At 61.2% G+C, this 17,422-nt stretch carries 14 protein-coding genes, 1 tRNA gene and 1 pseudogene; 10 read left to right on the top strand and 6 right to left on the bottom strand.

Translation table 11 applies throughout. The features are described from left to right. Positions 1-74: 74 nt before the first annotated feature. Positions 75-479 carry a serine kinase/phosphatase gene (locus NQL71_RS17230; RefSeq protein WP_077185163.1) on the bottom strand — a complete coding sequence of 135 codons (405 nt, stop codon included), beginning with the start codon at positions 477-479 and terminating at the stop codon, positions 75-77. 168 nt (positions 480-647) lie between these two features. Here NQL71_RS17230 and can point away from each other — a divergent pair, with 168 nt between their 5' ends. Next, on the top strand, positions 648-1,292 hold the full coding sequence (can, locus tag NQL71_RS17225) for a carbonate dehydratase (protein ID WP_046818942.1): 645 nt from the start codon (positions 648-650) through the stop codon (positions 1,290-1,292). A 59-nt stretch (positions 1,293-1,351) separates the two neighbouring features. On the opposite strand, the gene NQL71_RS17220 is transcribed toward can, so the two are convergent. Continuing rightward, a complete protein-coding gene (locus tag NQL71_RS17220) occupies positions 1,352-2,524 on the bottom strand; it encodes a hypothetical protein (protein ID WP_274643053.1) in 1,173 nt (390 codons plus the stop codon). Positions 2,525-2,766: 242 nt separating this feature from the next. On the opposite strand from NQL71_RS17220, the gene NQL71_RS17210 reads away from it, so the two are divergent. Continuing rightward, complete coding sequence (locus NQL71_RS17210) at positions 2,767-2,943, top strand: HepT-like ribonuclease domain-containing protein (protein WP_080957064.1); 177 nt, start codon at positions 2,767-2,769, stop codon at positions 2,941-2,943. A 37-nt stretch (positions 2,944-2,980) separates the two neighbouring features. On the opposite strand, the gene NQL71_RS17205 is transcribed toward NQL71_RS17210, so the two are convergent. Next, entirely contained in the window at positions 2,981-4,399 is a 1,419-nt protein-coding gene (locus NQL71_RS17205; protein WP_046818944.1) for a short-chain fatty acid transporter, read from the bottom strand. A gap of 201 nt (positions 4,400-4,600) precedes the next feature. Here NQL71_RS17205 and NQL71_RS17200 point away from each other — a divergent pair, with 201 nt between their 5' ends. The 5 genes and pseudogenes from NQL71_RS17200 to ddlA all read left to right on the top strand — a co-directional run bounded on the left by NQL71_RS17200 (position 4,601) and on the right by ddlA (position 9,155). Beyond that, positions 4,601-5,914, top strand: a complete 1,314-nt coding sequence (locus NQL71_RS17200; RefSeq protein WP_274643052.1) for an MFS transporter — start codon at positions 4,601-4,603, stop codon at positions 5,912-5,914. Between the two features lie 127 nt (positions 5,915-6,041). Next, positions 6,042-6,770 (top strand): annotated as a pseudogene (locus NQL71_RS36835) (PAS domain-containing protein); the annotation flags it as partial. Continuing rightward, entirely contained in the window at positions 6,750-7,358 is a 609-nt protein-coding gene (locus NQL71_RS36830; protein WP_425520688.1) for a methyl-accepting chemotaxis protein, read from the top strand. The pseudogene NQL71_RS36835 and the gene NQL71_RS36830, both read left to right, overlap by 21 nt. Before the next feature lie 55 nt (positions 7,359-7,413). Beyond that, on the top strand, positions 7,414-8,013 hold the full coding sequence (locus tag NQL71_RS17190; protein ID WP_077185174.1) for a flavin reductase family protein: 600 nt from the start codon (positions 7,414-7,416) through the stop codon (positions 8,011-8,013). Between the two features lie 47 nt (positions 8,014-8,060). Beyond that, positions 8,061-9,155, top strand: coding sequence for a D-alanine--D-alanine ligase (ddlA, locus tag NQL71_RS17185; RefSeq protein WP_046818948.1), 1,095 nt, complete (start codon positions 8,061-8,063; stop codon positions 9,153-9,155). A 51-nt stretch (positions 9,156-9,206) separates the two neighbouring features. Here ddlA and ggt read toward each other — a convergent pair whose 3' ends face one another. Beyond that, entirely contained in the window at positions 9,207-11,039 is a 1,833-nt protein-coding gene (gene ggt / locus NQL71_RS17180; protein WP_166620099.1) for a gamma-glutamyltransferase, read from the bottom strand. A 153-nt stretch (positions 11,040-11,192) separates the two neighbouring features. On the opposite strand from ggt, the gene NQL71_RS17175 reads away from it, so the two are divergent. Then, positions 11,193-12,302: a DUF2817 domain-containing protein gene (locus tag NQL71_RS17175; RefSeq protein ID WP_274643050.1), complete on the top strand. Its 1,110-nt coding sequence runs from the start codon at positions 11,193-11,195 to the stop codon at positions 12,300-12,302. Between the two features lie 92 nt (positions 12,303-12,394). Here NQL71_RS17175 and NQL71_RS17170 read toward each other — a convergent pair. Continuing rightward, positions 12,395-12,471 (bottom strand) — tRNA-Met (locus NQL71_RS17170). Between the two features lie 242 nt (positions 12,472-12,713). Here NQL71_RS17170 and NQL71_RS17165 point away from each other — a divergent pair. Together NQL71_RS17165 and NQL71_RS17160 are read left to right on the top strand one after the other, a co-directional pair. Next, the gene (locus NQL71_RS17165) at positions 12,714-13,931 is read left to right on the top strand and encodes an MFS transporter (protein ID WP_046818951.1); all 1,218 of its coding nucleotides are present in this window, start codon (positions 12,714-12,716) and stop codon (positions 13,929-13,931) included. A 100-nt stretch (positions 13,932-14,031) separates the two neighbouring features. Beyond that, positions 14,032-16,233, top strand: coding sequence for an OsmC domain/YcaO domain-containing protein (locus tag NQL71_RS17160; RefSeq protein WP_274643049.1), 2,202 nt, complete (start codon positions 14,032-14,034; stop codon positions 16,231-16,233). 66 nt (positions 16,234-16,299) lie between these two features. Here NQL71_RS17160 and ychF read toward each other — a convergent pair whose 3' ends face one another. Then, positions 16,300-17,400, bottom strand: coding sequence for a redox-regulated ATPase YchF (ychF, locus tag NQL71_RS17155; protein WP_046818953.1), 1,101 nt, complete (start codon positions 17,398-17,400; stop codon positions 16,300-16,302). Between the last annotated feature and the right edge of the window lie 22 nt (positions 17,401-17,422).

Here is a 17,422-nt window from a genome sequence, read left to right as displayed (position 1 = left end):
AGCTGGCTTACTCCTCCATTGTGGGAGCGAGCCTGCTCGCGAAGGCAATATTCCAGGATTCCAGGCGCTGGAGATCAACGCTTTTTATCCAGCGGATCACGCTGCGCCATCTCCGCTTCATCCAGTCCATTGCCACCGCCAATGTCGTCTTCATCGACAATGCTCAAGTCCCAATCGGCCTGATCACCGTCACCAGCTTCCTGGGCATCCCGGGCACCGTCTTCACGAATCAGCGTTTCCGGGCTCATGTCGTCGTCGGTGGGCTCATGGTCATCGGTCGATGCGCCCGTCATGCCGGCCTCACGCACGCGCTCGTCAGGCATCAGCTTCTCGCGTTCCCTTTGCGGCAATTCATCGCCGATTTTTGCGCTGGGTTCGTCCGCATCAAAATCCAGTTCATGTACCGAGCCCATGCGGTCTTCGTTATCATCGATGGGTTCCGGTTGCACCGCATCGTACGGACGTCGTGAATCAGTCATGGCAATTCCTCATACTGTTAGCCTTACTAGGGTGGACCCACTGGGTTGCAGAGAATTCAACCGGCATGGAGCGCCAAAGGCGGTATCAGCGTGGCAACTGCATAACGCGCGTGACCTCGACGGGCGGTTGTCTGTCAAAGCAGCGCACCATTACCGAGGCTTCATTGCATGAACGAATTACAAGATCTGATTGATAACAACGAGCGCTGGGCCGACGCGATCACCAAAGAAGATCCTGACTTCTTCGCCAAGCTGGCTCGTCAACAAACCCCGGAGTACCTGTGGATCGGCTGTTCCGATGCGCGGGTGCCGGCCAACGAGATCGTCGGCATGCTGCCGGGCGACCTGTTCGTGCACCGTAACGTGGCCAACGTGGTGCTGCACACAGACCTCAACTGCCTGTCGGTGATCCAGTACGCGGTGGACGTGCTCAAGGTCAAGCACATCCTCGTGACCGGTCACTATGGTTGTGGCGGTGTGCGCGCCTCGATGCAGGATCGCCAGTTCGGCCTGATCGACGGTTGGCTGCGTTCGATTCGCGATCTCTATTACGAGAAACGTGAAGAGCTGGCCAAGCTGGCTACCGAAGAGGAGCAGGTCGACCGCCTCTGTGAGCTCAACGTGATCCAGCAGGTGGCCAACGTCGCCCATACCAGCATTGTGCAAAATGCCTGGCATCGCGGGCAGAGCCTGTCGATCCACGGCTGCATCTATGGCATCAAGGACGGTCGCTGGAAGAGCCTGAACACCACCATCAGCGGTTTCGAGCAATTGCCGCCGCAGTACCGGTTGCGTCCGGTCGAGACAAAATAAAGCCCTGCGCCGACGCCGGTGTTGCAAAACACCGGCGTCGGCGACCGCCGTTCATCGGTTTACAGCGGCGGCGCGGGTATCGCCGGGGCTGGCGCTGGCGCCTTGAGCAGTTTGAGCTGGGGCTTGATCGATGCGCTTGCACATTTGCCCACGGCTTGTGCGGACGTCAGCTTGCGGATCGAGGAGTAGAACAGCTCACAGGTTTTATCGGCCTGGGCCACTTGCCAGGTCTGGGTGCAGCTTTTCAGCTCGACGTCAGGATTGCTGTCCGGTTCACGGCCCATGGCGGCCTGCCAGCACGCGACACTCAAATCCTGGGCCATGGTTTTCAGGCCCGCGGTATCGGCCTGGGCCTGGGCATCTTTACCTATGTAGCTGGCCGGATCGGCGACGTGCCAGATGTAGCTCGGATGGTTGGCGCCCAACACCGGCACCTTTACCCCATCGACCGGGCTGATCGTCACCAGGCTCAAGACGTTGATGGTGGGCCCGTATTGCTGCTTGACCCAGTTACGCACCGGTACCCCGAAGGCAACCATGGGCAAGGCCATGCCGCTGGCGTGCCGGGTGACCTGTTTGACCATGGCGGTCTGGTAGTCCGTGAAGTAGTCGTAGACGCCCGCCAGGTCCTTGCCGGCGTTCGACGGCGCGGCAATCGGGGCGATATCGATGATCGTCTGGTAGCCCGGCGTCTGCTCGGCCGGGATGCCATTGACGGTCAGCAGCGTGGCCCAGCGATCCGAGGTGGCCGATTTCAGGTAGTCCTGGGCTTGGGTCAGCGAATAGTCAGGCGGGAAGTGCAGCAGTTCGACGCTTCTGCGGTTCTCCAGCGCCATGCCCAATGGCAGGAAAAAATGCCAGCTATAGCCCCACTTGCCGTCGGCGTTCAGTTTGCTGGCGCCGTTGTACGCCAGGTCGCCGGCGTCGAGCAGTGCTGCCAAGGGCTTTTCATAGCCATTGGGAACGCCCGTGATTTCGGCATGCAGTTGACCGTTATCGGTTTTCACCAGCACCTTCGCCTCGCCATAGCCATCGCGCTGCACGCTTTGGCTCAGGTAATGCTCGACGGTCTGCTCCAGTGTCCAGTTGCGAAAGCAGATCACGTTGCAGTTGTTGGGGTAGGCGAAGAGGCGGGTAACGCGTTCGGTACTGCCCAGTTTCAGGGCGACATCGGCGTAGGCAGCGGTACTCAGGGTGAGGGCCGCGAGGGTTAGGCCTGCGAGTTTCAGCATGCTCAGATCCTTTTCAGCGTTGGGGCCTTGGACGGGCCATACATACGGTGTAGCAAACGTAGCGTCAGTCACGCAGTGTTTGTCACTCCCGGGCACTGCTAGACCGGCCAATATTGCACTCCTCAAAGGTGAATCATGAAGCCCTCTGCCGCGCTTGATTTGCAACGAGCGGCCGTTCGGGAGGCTGTAGGCCGCTTCAGGACGTCCAACCCCCGGGTCCCCAACAAGGGGCAACCAACATCATGGATCGCTACGCGCAATTCACCCTGTCAAATCCGCAAGTGCCATGGCCCAGTATGCGAGCTATGCGCAACCGAATAGCCCATGGTTATTTTGATATCAACCTTGAGGTGGTGCGGGAAACCGTGCAAGCAGCATTACCTGATTTGCTGAAAGCTCTACCCGCCGGCCAATCCTGACTGCACCTGCCTTGCTGCAGGTGCAGTCATTCAAGTGTTACGGCATCACCGGCGGCGTGTACGCCAGCGTCGTCCCCAATGCCCACAGCAACAGCAGCACCAGCGGTGTGTGCACCAGCAGTTGCACGAAGGAGAATCCAATCAGGTCCCGCGCTTTCAATCCCAGCACGCCCAGCAGTGGCAGCATGTAGAACGGGTTGATCAGGTTGGGCAGGGCTTCGGCGGCGTTGTAGATCTGCACGGCCCAGCCCAGGTGGTAGTTCAGGTCGTTGGCCACTTGCATCACATACGGCGCTTCGATGATCCACTTGCCGCCGCCGGACGGAATGAAGAACCCCAGGATCGCCGAGTACACGCCCATCAGCAGGGCATAGGTGTCGTGGGAGGCAATGCTGACGAAGAAGGTCGAGATGTGGTGGGCCAGGGTCTGTGCGTCGGCGCCCTTGACCGTGGTCATCAGTGCGGCGATCGAGCCGTACAGCGGGAACTGGATCAGCACGCCGGTGGTGGTCGGTACCGCACGGGACACCGCGTCGAGGAAGCTGCGTGGGCGCCAGTGCAGGAGCGCGCCGAGCATGATGAACAGGAAGTTGTAGGTGTTCAGGCCAGAGATCGCACTGATCGCAGGCTTGGTGGAAAACTCATGGAACAACCATCCAGCCGCCAGCAGCACCAGCAGAATCGTCAGCAACGGGCTGTGTTCCAGCCATTCGCCGGGACGTGTACGCGGCTGCAGTGGTGGCAGGTTGAAGCTCGGGTCGACGCCACAGGCCTTGGCGTCTCGCGCCGTGTTCGGGCCGGGCGCGGTGGCGTAGGCGATGATCAGCGAGATGACGATCAAGGCCAGCAACATGACGCCCGATTGCCAGAGAAAGATCGTTTGAGTGAAAGGAATCACCCCGGTAATCGACAGGATCGACGGCGGCAGGCTGGCCGGGTTGGCCTGCAACTGCGCAGCAGACGAAGACAGGCCCAGGGCCCACACCGCGCCCAGTCCCAGATACGCCGCCGCCCCTGCGGCGCGGTAGTCCATCTTCAGGTCTGTACGGCGGGCAAGCGCACGCACCAGCAGACCGCCGAACACCAGCGACAGACCCCAGTTGAGCAGCGACGCGACCATGGAGATCAACGCTACCCAGGCCACGGCGGAGCGACCGTTTTTCGGCAGCTTCGCCAGGCGGTCGATCAGCTTTACCGCCGGTGGCGAACTGGCCACCACATAACCGCCGATCACCACGAACGCCATTTGCATGGTGAACGGGATCAGGCTCCAGAAGCCGTCCCCAAAGGCCATGGCCGCGTCGGTCGGCTTGGCGCCCATGAACAGGGTGGCCACGGTGACGATGATTACCGCCAGGGCGGCAAATACCCAGGAGTCGGGGAACCAGCGTTCGGCAAAACTTGAACAGCGCAGGGCAAAGCGGGCGGAGCGGGTATCTTCGATATCAGCGGCCACGGGACTACCTCGGATTTTTATGTTTGTTGTGGTCTTCGGGGCAACAGGGGCCCTTCTGGACAGACGCCAACATTAATTCATGCGCATGTATTTTGCGGCGCAGTTTTTGCGCCTATGGGACTTTGGTCTAACGGGTTGTCCGAAGGCGCGTTTGCGTAGACCATGAGCGCCTTGGTTTTTGCCTGTGCCAGAGTTCTTTTCATGACTGCCAATACCGATCCACGTCCGCTGCCGTTCAGCCGCTCGGACTACAAGACCCTGGGGCTCGCGGCCCTCGGCGGCGCGCTGGAAATCTACGACTTCATCATCTTCGTATTTTTCGCCCTGACCCTGAGCCAGCTGTTTTTTCCGCCGGAAATGCCCGAGTGGCTGCGGCTGCTGCAAAGCTTCGGCATCTTCGTCACCGGGTACCTGGCTCGGCCCCTGGGTGGGATCCTGATGGCGCATTTCGCCGACAGCCTGGGCCGCAAGAAGGTGTTCAGCCTGAGCATCCTGATGATGGCGCTGCCGTGCCTGCTGATCGGGATCATGCCGACCTACGCGCAGATCGGCTATTTCGCGCCGCTGCTGCTGTTGGCCCTGCGCGTGCTCCAGGGCGCGGCGGTGGGTGGCGAAGTGCCGAGTGCCTGGGTGTTCGTGGCCGAGCACGCGCCGGTTGGCCATCGCGGCTACGCCCTGGGCTTCCTGCAGGCGGGGCTGACCTTCGGTTATTTACTCGGTGCCCTGACGGCAACGTTCCTGGCGCAGGCCTTCACCCCGGCCGAAATCCTCGATTACGCCTGGCGTTATCCGTTCCTGCTGGGCGGGGTGTTTGGCGTGATTGGCGTCTGGCTGCGGCGCTGGCTCAGCGAAACCCCGGTGTTCATGGCCATGCAGGCGCGGCGCGAGGCGGCCGTCGAGATGCCGCTGCGGGCGGTCCTGCGCGAACATCGCCTGGCCCTGCTGCCAGCGATGATTCTCACCTGCGTGCTGACGTCGGCGGTGGTGGTGTTCGTGGTCATCACCCCGACCATGATGCAGAAAACCTTCGGCATGACCGCCAGCCACACCTTCGCCCTGAGCGCACTGGGCATCGTGTTCCTGAACATCGGCTGCGTGCTCGCCGGTTTGCTGGTCGACCGCATTGGTGCCTGGCGCACCGTCATGCTCTACAGCCTGTTGCTGCCGCTGGGCATCGGCGTGCTCTATGCCTGCCTGATCAGCGGCGGCAGCTGGGTCGGCCTGGCTTACGCGGTGGCGGGGCTGAGTTGCGGGGTGGTGGGCGCCGTGCCGTCGGTGATGGTCAGCCTGTTCCCGGCACGGATTCGCGTCTCGGGTATTTCCTTCACCTACAACATTGCCTACGCCGCCTGGGCGAGCATCACGCCCTTGCTGTTGATCGGCCTGATACCGTGGAGCCCTTGGATCTGTGTGATCTTCAGCGCGGTGATGGGCGCGGTGGGCGTGGGCAGTGCGGCGTATTTCGGCACGCGGATGCCGAGAATCGCCAATTGCCCGGCTGCCGGTGCGGCGTGACAGGCAGGGGGTGGGCGCGGCGAGTTTATTTTTGTAGGACAATCCTCGCGCGCTCTTCAGAAAACTCCCGCAAGGCCGATGGCTAGGCTGCAAGTCGCTTTCTAACCCAGCCCATCGGTGCACCCTCATGTTCAATAAACGCTTGAAGCAAGAGCTGTCGGCTCTTCGCGAAGAACTCTCCAGCCTTCAGCAAGTCAAGGAAAGCCTGGAAAGCGAGATGCTGGTGCTGACCCTCGATATCAATGGGCGGGTGCAATCGGTCAACCAGAACTTCCTCAGCGAGATGCATTACAAGAGCAACGAGCTGATCGGCCGGCACATCGAGGAGATCGTTCCGGATCACCTGAAAAACGACGAATTCCAGCTGCGTTTCAAGGCCGCGCTCAGCCGTGGCGAGCACTTTGCCGGGGCCGTGCGCCTGTTGCGCGGCACTGGCCAGGAAGCCTGGTTACGTTCGATCGTGCAGCCCGTGCGCACGGCAGACGGCCGGATCAAACATATCTCGATGTTTTCCAGCGACCTGACCCGCACCATCGAGGCCTCCCGCGAACATGAAAACCTGATTGGTGCGCTGGTGCGCTCGACGGCGGTGATCGAATTCGACCTGAGCGGCAACGTGCTGGCCGCCAACGACCGCTTTCTCAGCGGCATGGGCTACAGCCTGGCGCAGATCAAAGGCAAACATCACCGCACCTTTTGCTTGCCGGAGGAGTACAACAGCGCCGAGTACCAGAACTTCTGGCGCCGTCTGAACGCAGGCGAGTACGTGGCCGACCGTTTCAAGCGCGTCGACAGCCATGGTCGTACAGTCTGGCTGGAGGCGTCCTACAACCCCGTGACCGATGCCAACAACAAACTCTACAAAGTGGTGAAATTCGCCACGGTGATCACCGATCAGGTCAATCAGGAGCAGGCGGTGTCGGAAGCGGCCAACATTGCCTACAGCACCTCGCAGCAAACCGATCAAAGCGCCCAGCGCGGCAACGCCGTGGTGACTCAGGCGGTGGATGTGATGCGCGACCTGGCCAGACACATGCAAACCGCTGGCGATGGCATCGAGGCCTTGAATGAGCAATCGCTGGTGATCGGCAGCATCGTCAAGACGATCAGCGGGATTGCCGAACAAACCAACCTGCTGGCGCTCAACGCGGCGATCGAAGCGGCCCGTGCCGGTGAGCAGGGCAGGGGGTTCGCGGTGGTGGCGGACGAGGTTCGGCAACTGGCTTCGCGCACCAGCCAGGCCACCGACGAAATTGTCCTGGTGGTGCGGCAAAACCAGGACATGGCCCGTAACGCCGTGGCCCTGATGGCCGACGGCAAGCTCCAGGCGGAACAAGGCCTGGCGCTGGCGGCGGAAGCGGGCTCGGTGATCGTCGAGATCCAGGACGGGGCGCAGAAAGTGGTCAATGCAGTGGGGCAGTTTGCCAATCAGTTGGCAACCTGACTGTAGGGATTTCTATCCGGCTACAATCGGCTCTTTTCCCCAGGAGCAGACACCCATGAGTGCTTCCCATCGCCGTCCGGTCCCGTTGCCCAAGGCCTATCGCCTGCTCAATCACGGCCCGACCGTACTGGTCAGCGCGGCCCATGGCGGACAGCGCAATATCATGGCGGCAGCCTGGGCGATGCCGCTGGATTTCGAGCCGCCAAAAATCGCCGTGGTCCTGGACAAGTCCACCTGGACCCGTCAGCTGCTGGAAGCCTCGGCCACCTTCGTGCTGAACGTTCCCTGTGCAGCCCAGGCCGATATCGTGCAGACCGTCGGCTCGACCTCCGGCCTGGAACTGACCCGGGATCAGGGGCGCGACAAGTTCCAGGTCTATGGCCTGCCAACCTTCGACGCTGAGTTGATCGATGCACCGATGCTCGACGGCTGTGTCGCCTGGCTGGAATGCCGGCTGTTGCCGGAACCCGACAATCATCAGCAATACGATCTGTTCCTGGCCGAAGTGATTGCCGCCCAGGCCGACGAGCGCGTGTTCAGCGACGGTCGCTGGCATTTCGAGGGCCAGGACGCGTTGCGCACCTTGCACCACGTCGCTGGTGGGCATTTCCTGACCATTGGCGAGCCGCTGGACGGCAAGACCTTGCAGCCGTAACGTGGCGGCTATCCGGGTTGCATGCACATCCATCATGAGGTCAGGCAATGAGTAAACTGCGTGTGGGCGTTATTTTTGGCGGTCGTTCGGCCGAGCACGAGGTGTCGCTGCAGTCGGCAAAGAACATTGTCGATGCACTGGATCGCTCACGCTTCGAGCCAGTACTGATCGGCATCGACAAGCAAGGCCACTGGCACCTCAACGATCCCTCGAATTTCCTGCTGAACCAGGAGAACCCGGCCCTGATCGCGCTTAATCAATCCAATCGCGAATTGGCCGTGGTTCCGGGCAAGGCCCGCCAGCAACTGGTGGAAACCACCGGGCCCGAGCTGCTGGGCCATGTCGATGTGATTTTCCCGATCGTGCACGGCACCCTGGGCGAAGACGGTTGCCTGCAGGGCCTGCTGCGCATGGCCGACTTGCCGTTTGTCGGTTCCGATGTGCTCGGTTCGGCGGTCTGCATGGACAAGGACATCAGCAAGCGCCTGTTGCGCGATGCCGGCCTGGCCGTCACGCCGTTCGTCACCCTGACCCGCGCCAGCGCCGCGCGCACGGGTTTCGCCGAGGTCAGCGGCAAGCTCGGCCTGCCGCTGTTCGTCAAGCCAGCCAACCAGGGTTCATCCGTCGGTGTGAGCAAGGTGACCGACGAAGCCGAATACGTGGCGGCGGTCGAGCTGGCATTGGGCTTCGATGAAAAGGTGCTGATCGAGTCGGCGGTCAAGGGACGTGAGATCGAATGCGCGGTACTGGGCAACGAAGAGGCCATCGCCAGCGGTTGTGGCGAGATCGTGGTGCACAGCGGATTTTACTCTTACGACAGCAAGTACATCGACGAAAAGGCCGCGCAGGTGGTGGTTCCGGCCCAGATCAGCGTCGAAGCCAGCGAGCGCATTCGCGCCATGGCCGTTGAGGCGTTCCAGGTGCTGGGCTGCTCCGGACTGGCGCGGGTCGATGTGTTCTTGACCGAGAGCGGCGAAGTGCTGATCAACGAGATCAATTCGCTGCCGGGGTTCACCCGGATCAGCATGTACCCGAAGCTGTGGCAGGCCGCCGGCATGAGCTACAGCGAACTGGTCACGCGCCTGATAGACCTGGCCCTGGCGAAACACCAGGCTCGGCAGGCGTTGAAAATCAGTCGTTGAGTGGGCAGGGCCTGCCTGCACCCAGGCAGGCCCTTTCCCGCAGCAGGCGACTCAATCCCCCAAGGCTTCCCCTTCACGCCGAGGATCGGCGCCACCGGCCAGCGACGCCTTCCCCTGTGCATCCTTGACCCGGACGATCGCCTGGGTGCCGCTGGTCATGTCGATTTCATTGACGGTGTGGCCCTTGTCCTTGAGTGCCTGGATCAGCGTCGCGCTGAACTGCCCGGTTTCCAGTTCGGTCGGGCCATTTCGACTGCCGAAGTTGGGCAGGTTGATCGCCGCCTGCGGATCGAGTTGCCAGTCGAGCAGGCCGATGGTGGATTTGGCTACGTACTCGATGATCTGCGAACCACCGGGCGATCCGATGCTGGCGAGGAATTCACCGCTGTGGCGATCGAAGATCAGCGTGGGGGCCATGGAGGAGCGCGGACGCTTGCCGGGTTCGACGCGGTTGGCGACTTTCCGTCCGTTCTCTTCGGGAATGAACGAGAAGTCGGTCATCTCGTTGTTGAGCAGGAAACCCTGGACCATCAGGTGCGAGCCGAACGCTGATTCGATGGTGGTGGTCATGGACACCGCACCGCCTTCGTCATCGACCGCCACCACTTGTGAGGTGGAAATTCGCAGGGGCGAGCGGTCTGGCGCGTAGGCGACCTGGATGCCCGGTGGCGTGCCGGGTTTCGCCGTGCCCATGCTGCGCTCGCCGACCAGCGCAGCCCGGCTGGCCAGGTAGGCCGGGTCAACCAGGCCCTTGACGGGCACCGGGACGAAGTCCGAGTCGGCCACGTACTGCGCACGATCGGCATAGGCCAGGCGCTCGGCCTCGCTGATCAGGTGCACGGCCTCGGCGGTCGGTTCGAAGCCGGCAGTGGTGCCGGTTTTCACCGGTTGCATCGGCGCCAGGGCCCAGCGCTGATCGCGCGTCTCCAGCGCTTGCAGGGTGCCGAGGATCTGCGCCATGGCGATCCCGCCCGACGACGGTGGCGGCATGCCACAGACTTGCCAGCGCTTGTAGTCGGTACACAAGGGCGCGCGTTCCTTGGCGCTGTAGTTGGCCAGGTCGCTCAGCGACAGGCTGCCAGGGTTGGCGTGGCCCTGGACCTTGGCCACGATCTCTTGCGCAACGGGCCCTTTGTACAAGGCATCCGGTCCTTCCCTGGCAATGCGTCGCAACACCGCGGCCAGGGGCGGATTTTTCAACAGCGTGCCGCTGGCTTTCGGGCTGCCATCGGCATTGAGGAAATATGCTGACATCTCAGCAGAGCGCCTCAGTGACGAATCCGCGGCGATCAGCCGATGCAGGCGGGGCGAGATGACAAAGCCTTTTTCCGCGAGCTCGATGGCGGGTTCGAAGAGCTGCGCCCACGGCAGGCGACCGTGTTTTTGATGGGCCAGTTCCAGGGCTCGCAATACCCCCGGGGTCCCCACTGAGCGACCGCCAATCACTGCCTGGGTAAACGTCATCGGTTGGCCATCGGCCTGCAGGAATAGCCTCTCGGTGGCGCCGGCCGGGGCGGTTTCACGCCCGTCGTAAGTGCGCACCGACTGGCCATCCCAGAGCACGATCAACGCGCCGCCACCAATGCCTGAAGACTGCGGCTCGACGAGCGTCAGTACCGCTTGCATCGCAATTGCGGCATCGATGGCCGAACCGCCCCGTCGCAGCATCTCCCGACCGGCTTCGGCCGCCAAGGGGTTGGCGGCGGCCGCCATGTGCCTGGAGGCGTGTCGGGTCTGCAGGTCGGTGCGATATCCGGAGGCGCTTTCCGGTGCGGCCGGCAGCGTCGGTGCCGACGCGTTGTGGCAGGCGCCAAGGGTCAGCGCGGTAAAGATCAGCGCGAGGGCTGGCAGGCGAATGCGACTCGTGTGGGAGGCTGAGAACATGGGGCACTCCGTCCGTTGGATAAATGTACCGGCGACTGTATCGGCGACCTTGTAGTGACGCAAACAAGAAGGCGCGGTTGCCCTTCATCAATCGACGGAATTTCGGTAGGGTCGTTGCCAGCGATCAGGCCAGAAGACCTACAAGAGGCAGACATGCAGAGCGAGTTTCCAACCCAGCCGAGCTACCGTTCCCAGCGCGAACAATTCCTGGCGGCGGCAACCGCGGCCGGCGCGACGCTGAGCGAGTACCTCCATCCACTCAAGGGACCCTCAGGCGAAGCCCTGGCCACCGATGTGGCGGTGCTTGGTGAGCCCGGCGCCAAACGCCTGCTGATCGCGCTGAGTGGCACTCACGGGGTAGAGGGCTTCTATGGCTCGGGTTGCCAGATAAAGTGGCTGCAGGAACTCGGCAAGCGCTCGTTGCCGGCCGATGTCGCGGTGGTGATGATTCATGCGATCAATCCCTGGGGCATGGCGTGGCTGCGCCGGGTCAACGAAGACAACATCGACCTCAATCGCAATCACCTGGATTTCGCCGGTGCATTACCGGACAACCAGGCTTATGACGCGCTGCATGAGATCTATGCCTGCAGCCAGTTGCGCGGGCCCGAGCGTGACCGCGTCGATGCCTTGCTCGACGAGCAGATCCGCCTGCATGGCTGGCCCGCGGTCATGTCGGTTGTCGAAGGTGGCCAGCATGCGCATGCGGATGGATTGTTCTACGGCGGAGTGGGCCCCAGCTGGTCGAACCGCACCTTGCAGCAGATTGTGCAAAGACACGTGGCCCATGCGGACGTCGCGCTGTGTTTCGACTTGCACACCGGTGCCGGGGAGTACGGTCATCCGATGTTGCTGACGATCACCCGGGCGCCGTACCCGGCGTTGGCCGATGCCCAGGCGATCTATGGCCCGTGGCTCTACACCCTGCACACCGGTGCCGATACCCTGAGCGAAACCGGCGTGGCGGCGACGGCCACCGGCTACACCTCGCAAGCCTTGATCGATGCGCTGCCGCAGGTACGGTTGATGCCCTTTGTCATCGAGTGCGGGACTTATCCGGGACCGGACGTGCATCGGCATTTGCGCGATGACCATTGGCTGCATCTGCACGGTGATGTCCACGATGGCGTAGGGCGAGAGATCAAGTTGAACCTGCTTGAACAGTTCTATCCCGCCGACAGCGATTGGCAGGCCATGGTCTGGTTGCGCACCTGGCAAATCTGGGAGCGGGCGTTGAACGCCTTGCCGACGCTGGCGGCCTGAGGCGATGCGGTTGAGGGAAGGGCTCGACCGCAGTGCATTTTCTTGAGGCATAAAAAAAACGGCCTACCTTTCGGTAAGCCGTTTTTAGCACTTGGTGGCTACACAGGGACTTGAACCCCGGACCCCAGCATTATGAATGCTATGCTCTAACCAACTGAGCTATGTAGCCAAGATGGCGCGCATTATTCACCGGTATCGGAGATGCGTCAAGCGTAAATTTAAAATATTTCTCTACACTTTCAACCGCTTATCTTCCCGAGCCGAAAAGTCGGGGCGGAGGAGGGCATTGATCGACCTGAAATCTTCCGAATACCGAGGTCGTTAGCAGGCTAAGGGGATGGCGCTGCCGCAGCGAAAAATGGCACATTGGTGCATCTGCCCCTGTGCACCTCTTTGTTTTTCGGAATTTTCATGGCAATCAGCAACGTTCAGTCCGCCACTGCGGCGGCGCCCGCGACCTCGCAAGGAAGCCCTCTGGTCATGCGCATCATTGGCGCAGTGGCACTGGCGCACCTGATCAACGACTTGATCCAATCGGTGCTGCCGTCGATCTACCCGATGCTCAAGGCCAACTATGGCCTGACGTTCACACAGGTCGGCCTGATCACCCTGACCTTCCAGCTCACCGCTTCGCTGCTGCAACCCTGGGTCGGCTACCACACCGACCGCCATCCCAAGCCCTGGCTGTTGCCGGCTGGTACGGTCTGCACCTTGATCGGCATCGTGATGATGTCGGTGGTCGGCAGCTTCCCGCTGATCCTGCTGGCGGCGGGCTTGATCGGCATTGGCTCCTCGACCTTCCATCCGGAAGCTTCCCGTGTGGCCCGACTGGCCTCGGGTGGGCGATTTGGCCTGGCGCAATCGACCTTTCAGGTCGGCGGTAACGCGGGCTCGGCTTTTGGTCCGTTACTGGCGGCAGCGATCATCATCCCCTACGGCCAGGGTAACGTCGCCTGGTTCGGTTTGTTCGCGGTGTTTGCACTGTTCGTGTTGTACCGGATCAGCCGCTGGTACGCCAACCACTTGAACCTGTTCAAGCTCAAGCAGGGCCAGGCTGCGACCCACGGCCTGTCCAAGGGGCGGGTGACCAGCGCACTGGTGGTGCTCGGGCTGCTGGTGTTCTCCAAGTACTTCTACATGTCCAGCCTCACCAGTTACTTCACGTTCTACCTGATCGAGAAGTTCGACCTGTCGGTGGCCAGCTCGCAACTGCACCTGTTCCTGTTTCTCGGTGCGGTGGCCGCAGGGACATTCTTTGGCGGGCCCATCGGCGACAAGATCGGGCGTAAGGCGGTGATCTGGTTCTCGATCCTCGGGGTTGCACCCTTCACCTTGCTACTGCCCCATGTGGACCTGTTCTGGACCACTGTCCTCAGCGTGGTCATCGGCTTCATCCTCGCCTCGGCCTTCTCGGCCATCGTGGTGTACGCCCAGGAGCTGGTGCCGGGTAACGTCGGGATGATTGCCGGGGTGTTCTTCGGCCTGATGTTCGGTTTCGGCGGGATTGGCGCGGCCCTGCTGGGGCACCTGGCGGACATCCACGGCATCGAATACGTGTACTTCCTCTGTTCGTTCCTGCCGTTGCTGGGCGTATTGGCGATTTTCCTGCCGCGTACCAAAAAGGCCTGATTACATCCCGCGTAGCCGCAAGGGTGAGCTTGGACAAGACTTCCGGCTGAAAAGCCGGATAATGGCGGCCATTCGTTTGCTCGTTATTCTGGTACCCCGCATGGAAATCAAGGTCAATTTTCTCGACAACCTTCGACTTGAAGCCAAGTTCGATGACTTCACCGTGGTGGCCGATCAACCTATCCGCTACAAGGGCGATGGTTCGGCCCCCGGTCCGTTCGACTACTTCCTGGCTTCGTCGGCGTTGTGTGCGGCGTATTTCGTGAAGTTGTACTGCGACACCCGCAACATTCCCACCGATAACATCCGCCTGTCGCAGAACAACATTGTCGACCCGGAAAATCGCTACAACCAGATTTTCAAGATTCAGGTTGAGTTGCCGGCCGATATCTCCGACAAGGACCGCCAGGGCATCTTGCGTTCCATCGACCGCTGCACCGTGAAAAAAGTGGTGCAGGCCGGGCCTGAGTTTGTGATTGAGGAGGTGGAAAACCTCGATGCCGATGCCCAGGCATTGCTGATGCCAGCTTCCACGTCAGGTTCAGAAGCGGGCACCTACATCGTCGGCAAGGACCTGCCGCTGGAACAGACCATCGCCAACATGTCGGGCATCCTGGCCGGCCTGGGTATGAAGATTGAAATCGCCTCGTGGCGCAATATCGTGCCCAACGTGTGGTCGCTGCATATCCGCGATGCGCACTCGCCGATGTGTTTCACCAATGGCAAGGGCGCCACCAAGGAAGGCGCGCTGGCATCGGCGCTGGGCGAGTTTATCGAGCGGCTGAACTGTAACTTTTTCTACAACGATCAGTTCTGGGGAGAAGACATCGCCAATGCGGCGTTTGTGCATTACCCGAACGAGCGCTGGTTCCAGCCTGGTCCCAAGGATGAACTGCCGGCGGAGATTCTCGACGAGTATTGCCTGCGAGTCTTCAATCGCGATGGCGAACTGCGTGGCTCGCATCTGTTCGACACCAACTCGGGCAATGAAGAACGCGGCATCTGCTCGCTGCCGTACGTGCGCCAGTCGGACGGCGAGGTGGTGTATTTCCCATCCAACCTGATCGAAAACCTGTACCTGAGCAACGGCATGAGTGCCGGCAATACCCTGGCCGAAGCGCAGGTGCAGTGCCTGTCGGAAATCTTCGAGCGCGCGGTCAAGCGCGAAATCATCGAGGGCGAATTTGCCCTGCCGGATGTACCGGCCGAGGTGCTGGCGAAGTACCCCGGAATTCTCGCGGGTATCCAGGCGCTGGAAGAGCAGGGCTTCCCTGTGCTGGTCAAGGATGCATCCCTGGGCGGCGAATTCCCGGTGATGTGCGTCACCTTGATGAACCCGCGTACCGGTGGTGTTTTCGCCTCGTTCGGCGCGCACCCGAGCCTGGAGGTGGCGCTGGAGCGCAGCCTGACGGAATTGTTGCAGGGCCGCAGCTTCGAAGGCCTCAATGACCTGCCGCTGCCGACCTTTGAAGGTCATGCGGTGACCGAGCCGAATAACTTCGTCGAGCACTTTATCGATTCGAGCGGCGTGGTGTCGTGGCGCTTCTTCAGTGCCCAGTCGGACTACGAATTCGTCGAGTGGGACTTCTCCGGCCAGGGTGAAGACTCCAATGCCGAGGAAGCCGCGACCTTGTTCGGCATTCTCGAAGGCATGGGCAAGGAAGTGTATATGGCGGTGTACGAGCACATCGGTGCAACGGCCTGCCGCATCCTGGTACCGGACTACTCGGAAATTTATCCGGTGGACGACCTGATCTGGGACAACACCAACAAGGCGCTGTTTTTCCGCGAGGACATCCTCAACCTGCACAGCCTCGACAAGGCCGGCCTGAAGTCGCTGGTCAAGCGTCTGGAAGACAGCGAACTGGACGACTACACCGACATCACCACCTTGATCGGCATCGAATTCGACGACAACACCGCCTGGGGTCAGTTGACGATCCTGGAGTTGAAGTTGCTGATCAATCTCGCCTTGCAGAAGTTTGAAGAGGCGAAAGAGCTGGTGGAAATGTTCCTGCAGTACAACGACAACACCGTCGAGCGCGGCTTGTTCTACCAGGCCGTGAACGTGGTGCTGGAAATGCAGCTGGACGAGGACCTGGAACTGGTCGATTACGAGGCCAACTTCCGCCGGATGTTTGGCAGCGAGCGCATGGACGCCGCGATCGGCTCCGTGAACGGCAGCGTGCGCTTCTTCGGCTTGACGCCAACCAGCATGAAGCTGGAAGGGCTCGACCGGCACCTGCGCCTGATCGACAGCTACAAGAAACTGCACTCGGCCCGCGCGAAAGTGGCCAGGTAAGCGGTTATATAGCGGCCACAAAAAAAGCACCCGCGAGGGTGCTTTTTTTGTTGAAGGCCTTGAGCGTCAGACGTTGAAACGGAAGTGCATCACGTCGCCGTCCTTGACGATGTAGTCCTTGCCTTCCAGGCGCCATTTACCGGCTTCCTTGGTACCGGCTTCGCCCTTGTACTGGATGAAGTCGTTGTAGGCGATTACTTCGGCGCGGATGAAGCCTTTTTCGAAGTCGGTGTGGATCACGCCAGCGGCTTGTGGTGCGGTGGCACCGACGCGCACGGTCCAGGCGCGGACTTCTTCGACACCGGCGGTGAAGTAGGTCTGCAGGTGCAGCATTTCGTAGCCGGCGCGGATCACGCGGTTCAGGCCAGGCTCTTCGAGTCCTAAGGCTTCGAGGAACATGTCTTTCTCTTCGCCGTCATCGAGCTCGGCGATTTCCGCTTCGATCTTGTTGCAGACCGGAACAACCATGGCACCTTCTTCTTCGGCGATGGCCCTGACCACGTCCAGGTGCGGGTTGTTCTCGAAACCGTCTTCAGCGACGTTGGCGATGTACATCACCGGCTTGGTGGTCAGCAGGTGGAAGCCCTTGATCACCGCTTTTTCGTCGGTACCCATGTTCTTCATCAGGCTGCGCGCTGGCTTGCCTTCGGTGAAGTGGGCGATCAGTTGCTCCAGCAGGCCTTTCTGGACGACGGCGTCCTTGTCTCCACCCTTGGCGTTACGCGCGACTTTCTGCAGTTGTTTCTCGCAGCTGTCGAGGTCGGCGAAGATCAGTTCCAGGTCGATGATCTCGATGTCGCGTTTCGGGTCGACGCTGTTGGAGACGTGGATCACGTTCTCGTCTTCGAAGCAGCGGACCACGTGGGCGATGGCATCGGTTTCACGGATGTTGGCCAAAAACTTGTTGCCCAGGCCTTCACCTTTCGAAGCACCGGCCACGAGGCCCGCGATGTCGACGAATTCCATGGTGGTCGGCAGGATGCGCTTTGGGTTGACGATTTCCGCCAGGGCTTGCAGGCGCGGATCCGGCATCGGCACGATACCGCTGTTGGGTTCGATGGTGCAGAAGGGGAAGTTCTCGGCCGCGATACCGGATTTGGTCAGGGCGTTGAACAGGGTGGACTTGCCGACGTTAGGCAGGCCGACGATGCCGCAATTGAATCCCATGGTGTTTCCCCTCGGGTAAAAG

This window comes from Pseudomonas serbica, from assembly GCF_028823535.1.
Lineage (GTDB): Bacteria > Pseudomonadota > Gammaproteobacteria > Pseudomonadales > Pseudomonadaceae > Aquipseudomonas > Aquipseudomonas serbica.
Note: the sequence above shows the minus strand (reverse complement) of the source record. Positions and strands in the feature narration are given on the sequence as shown.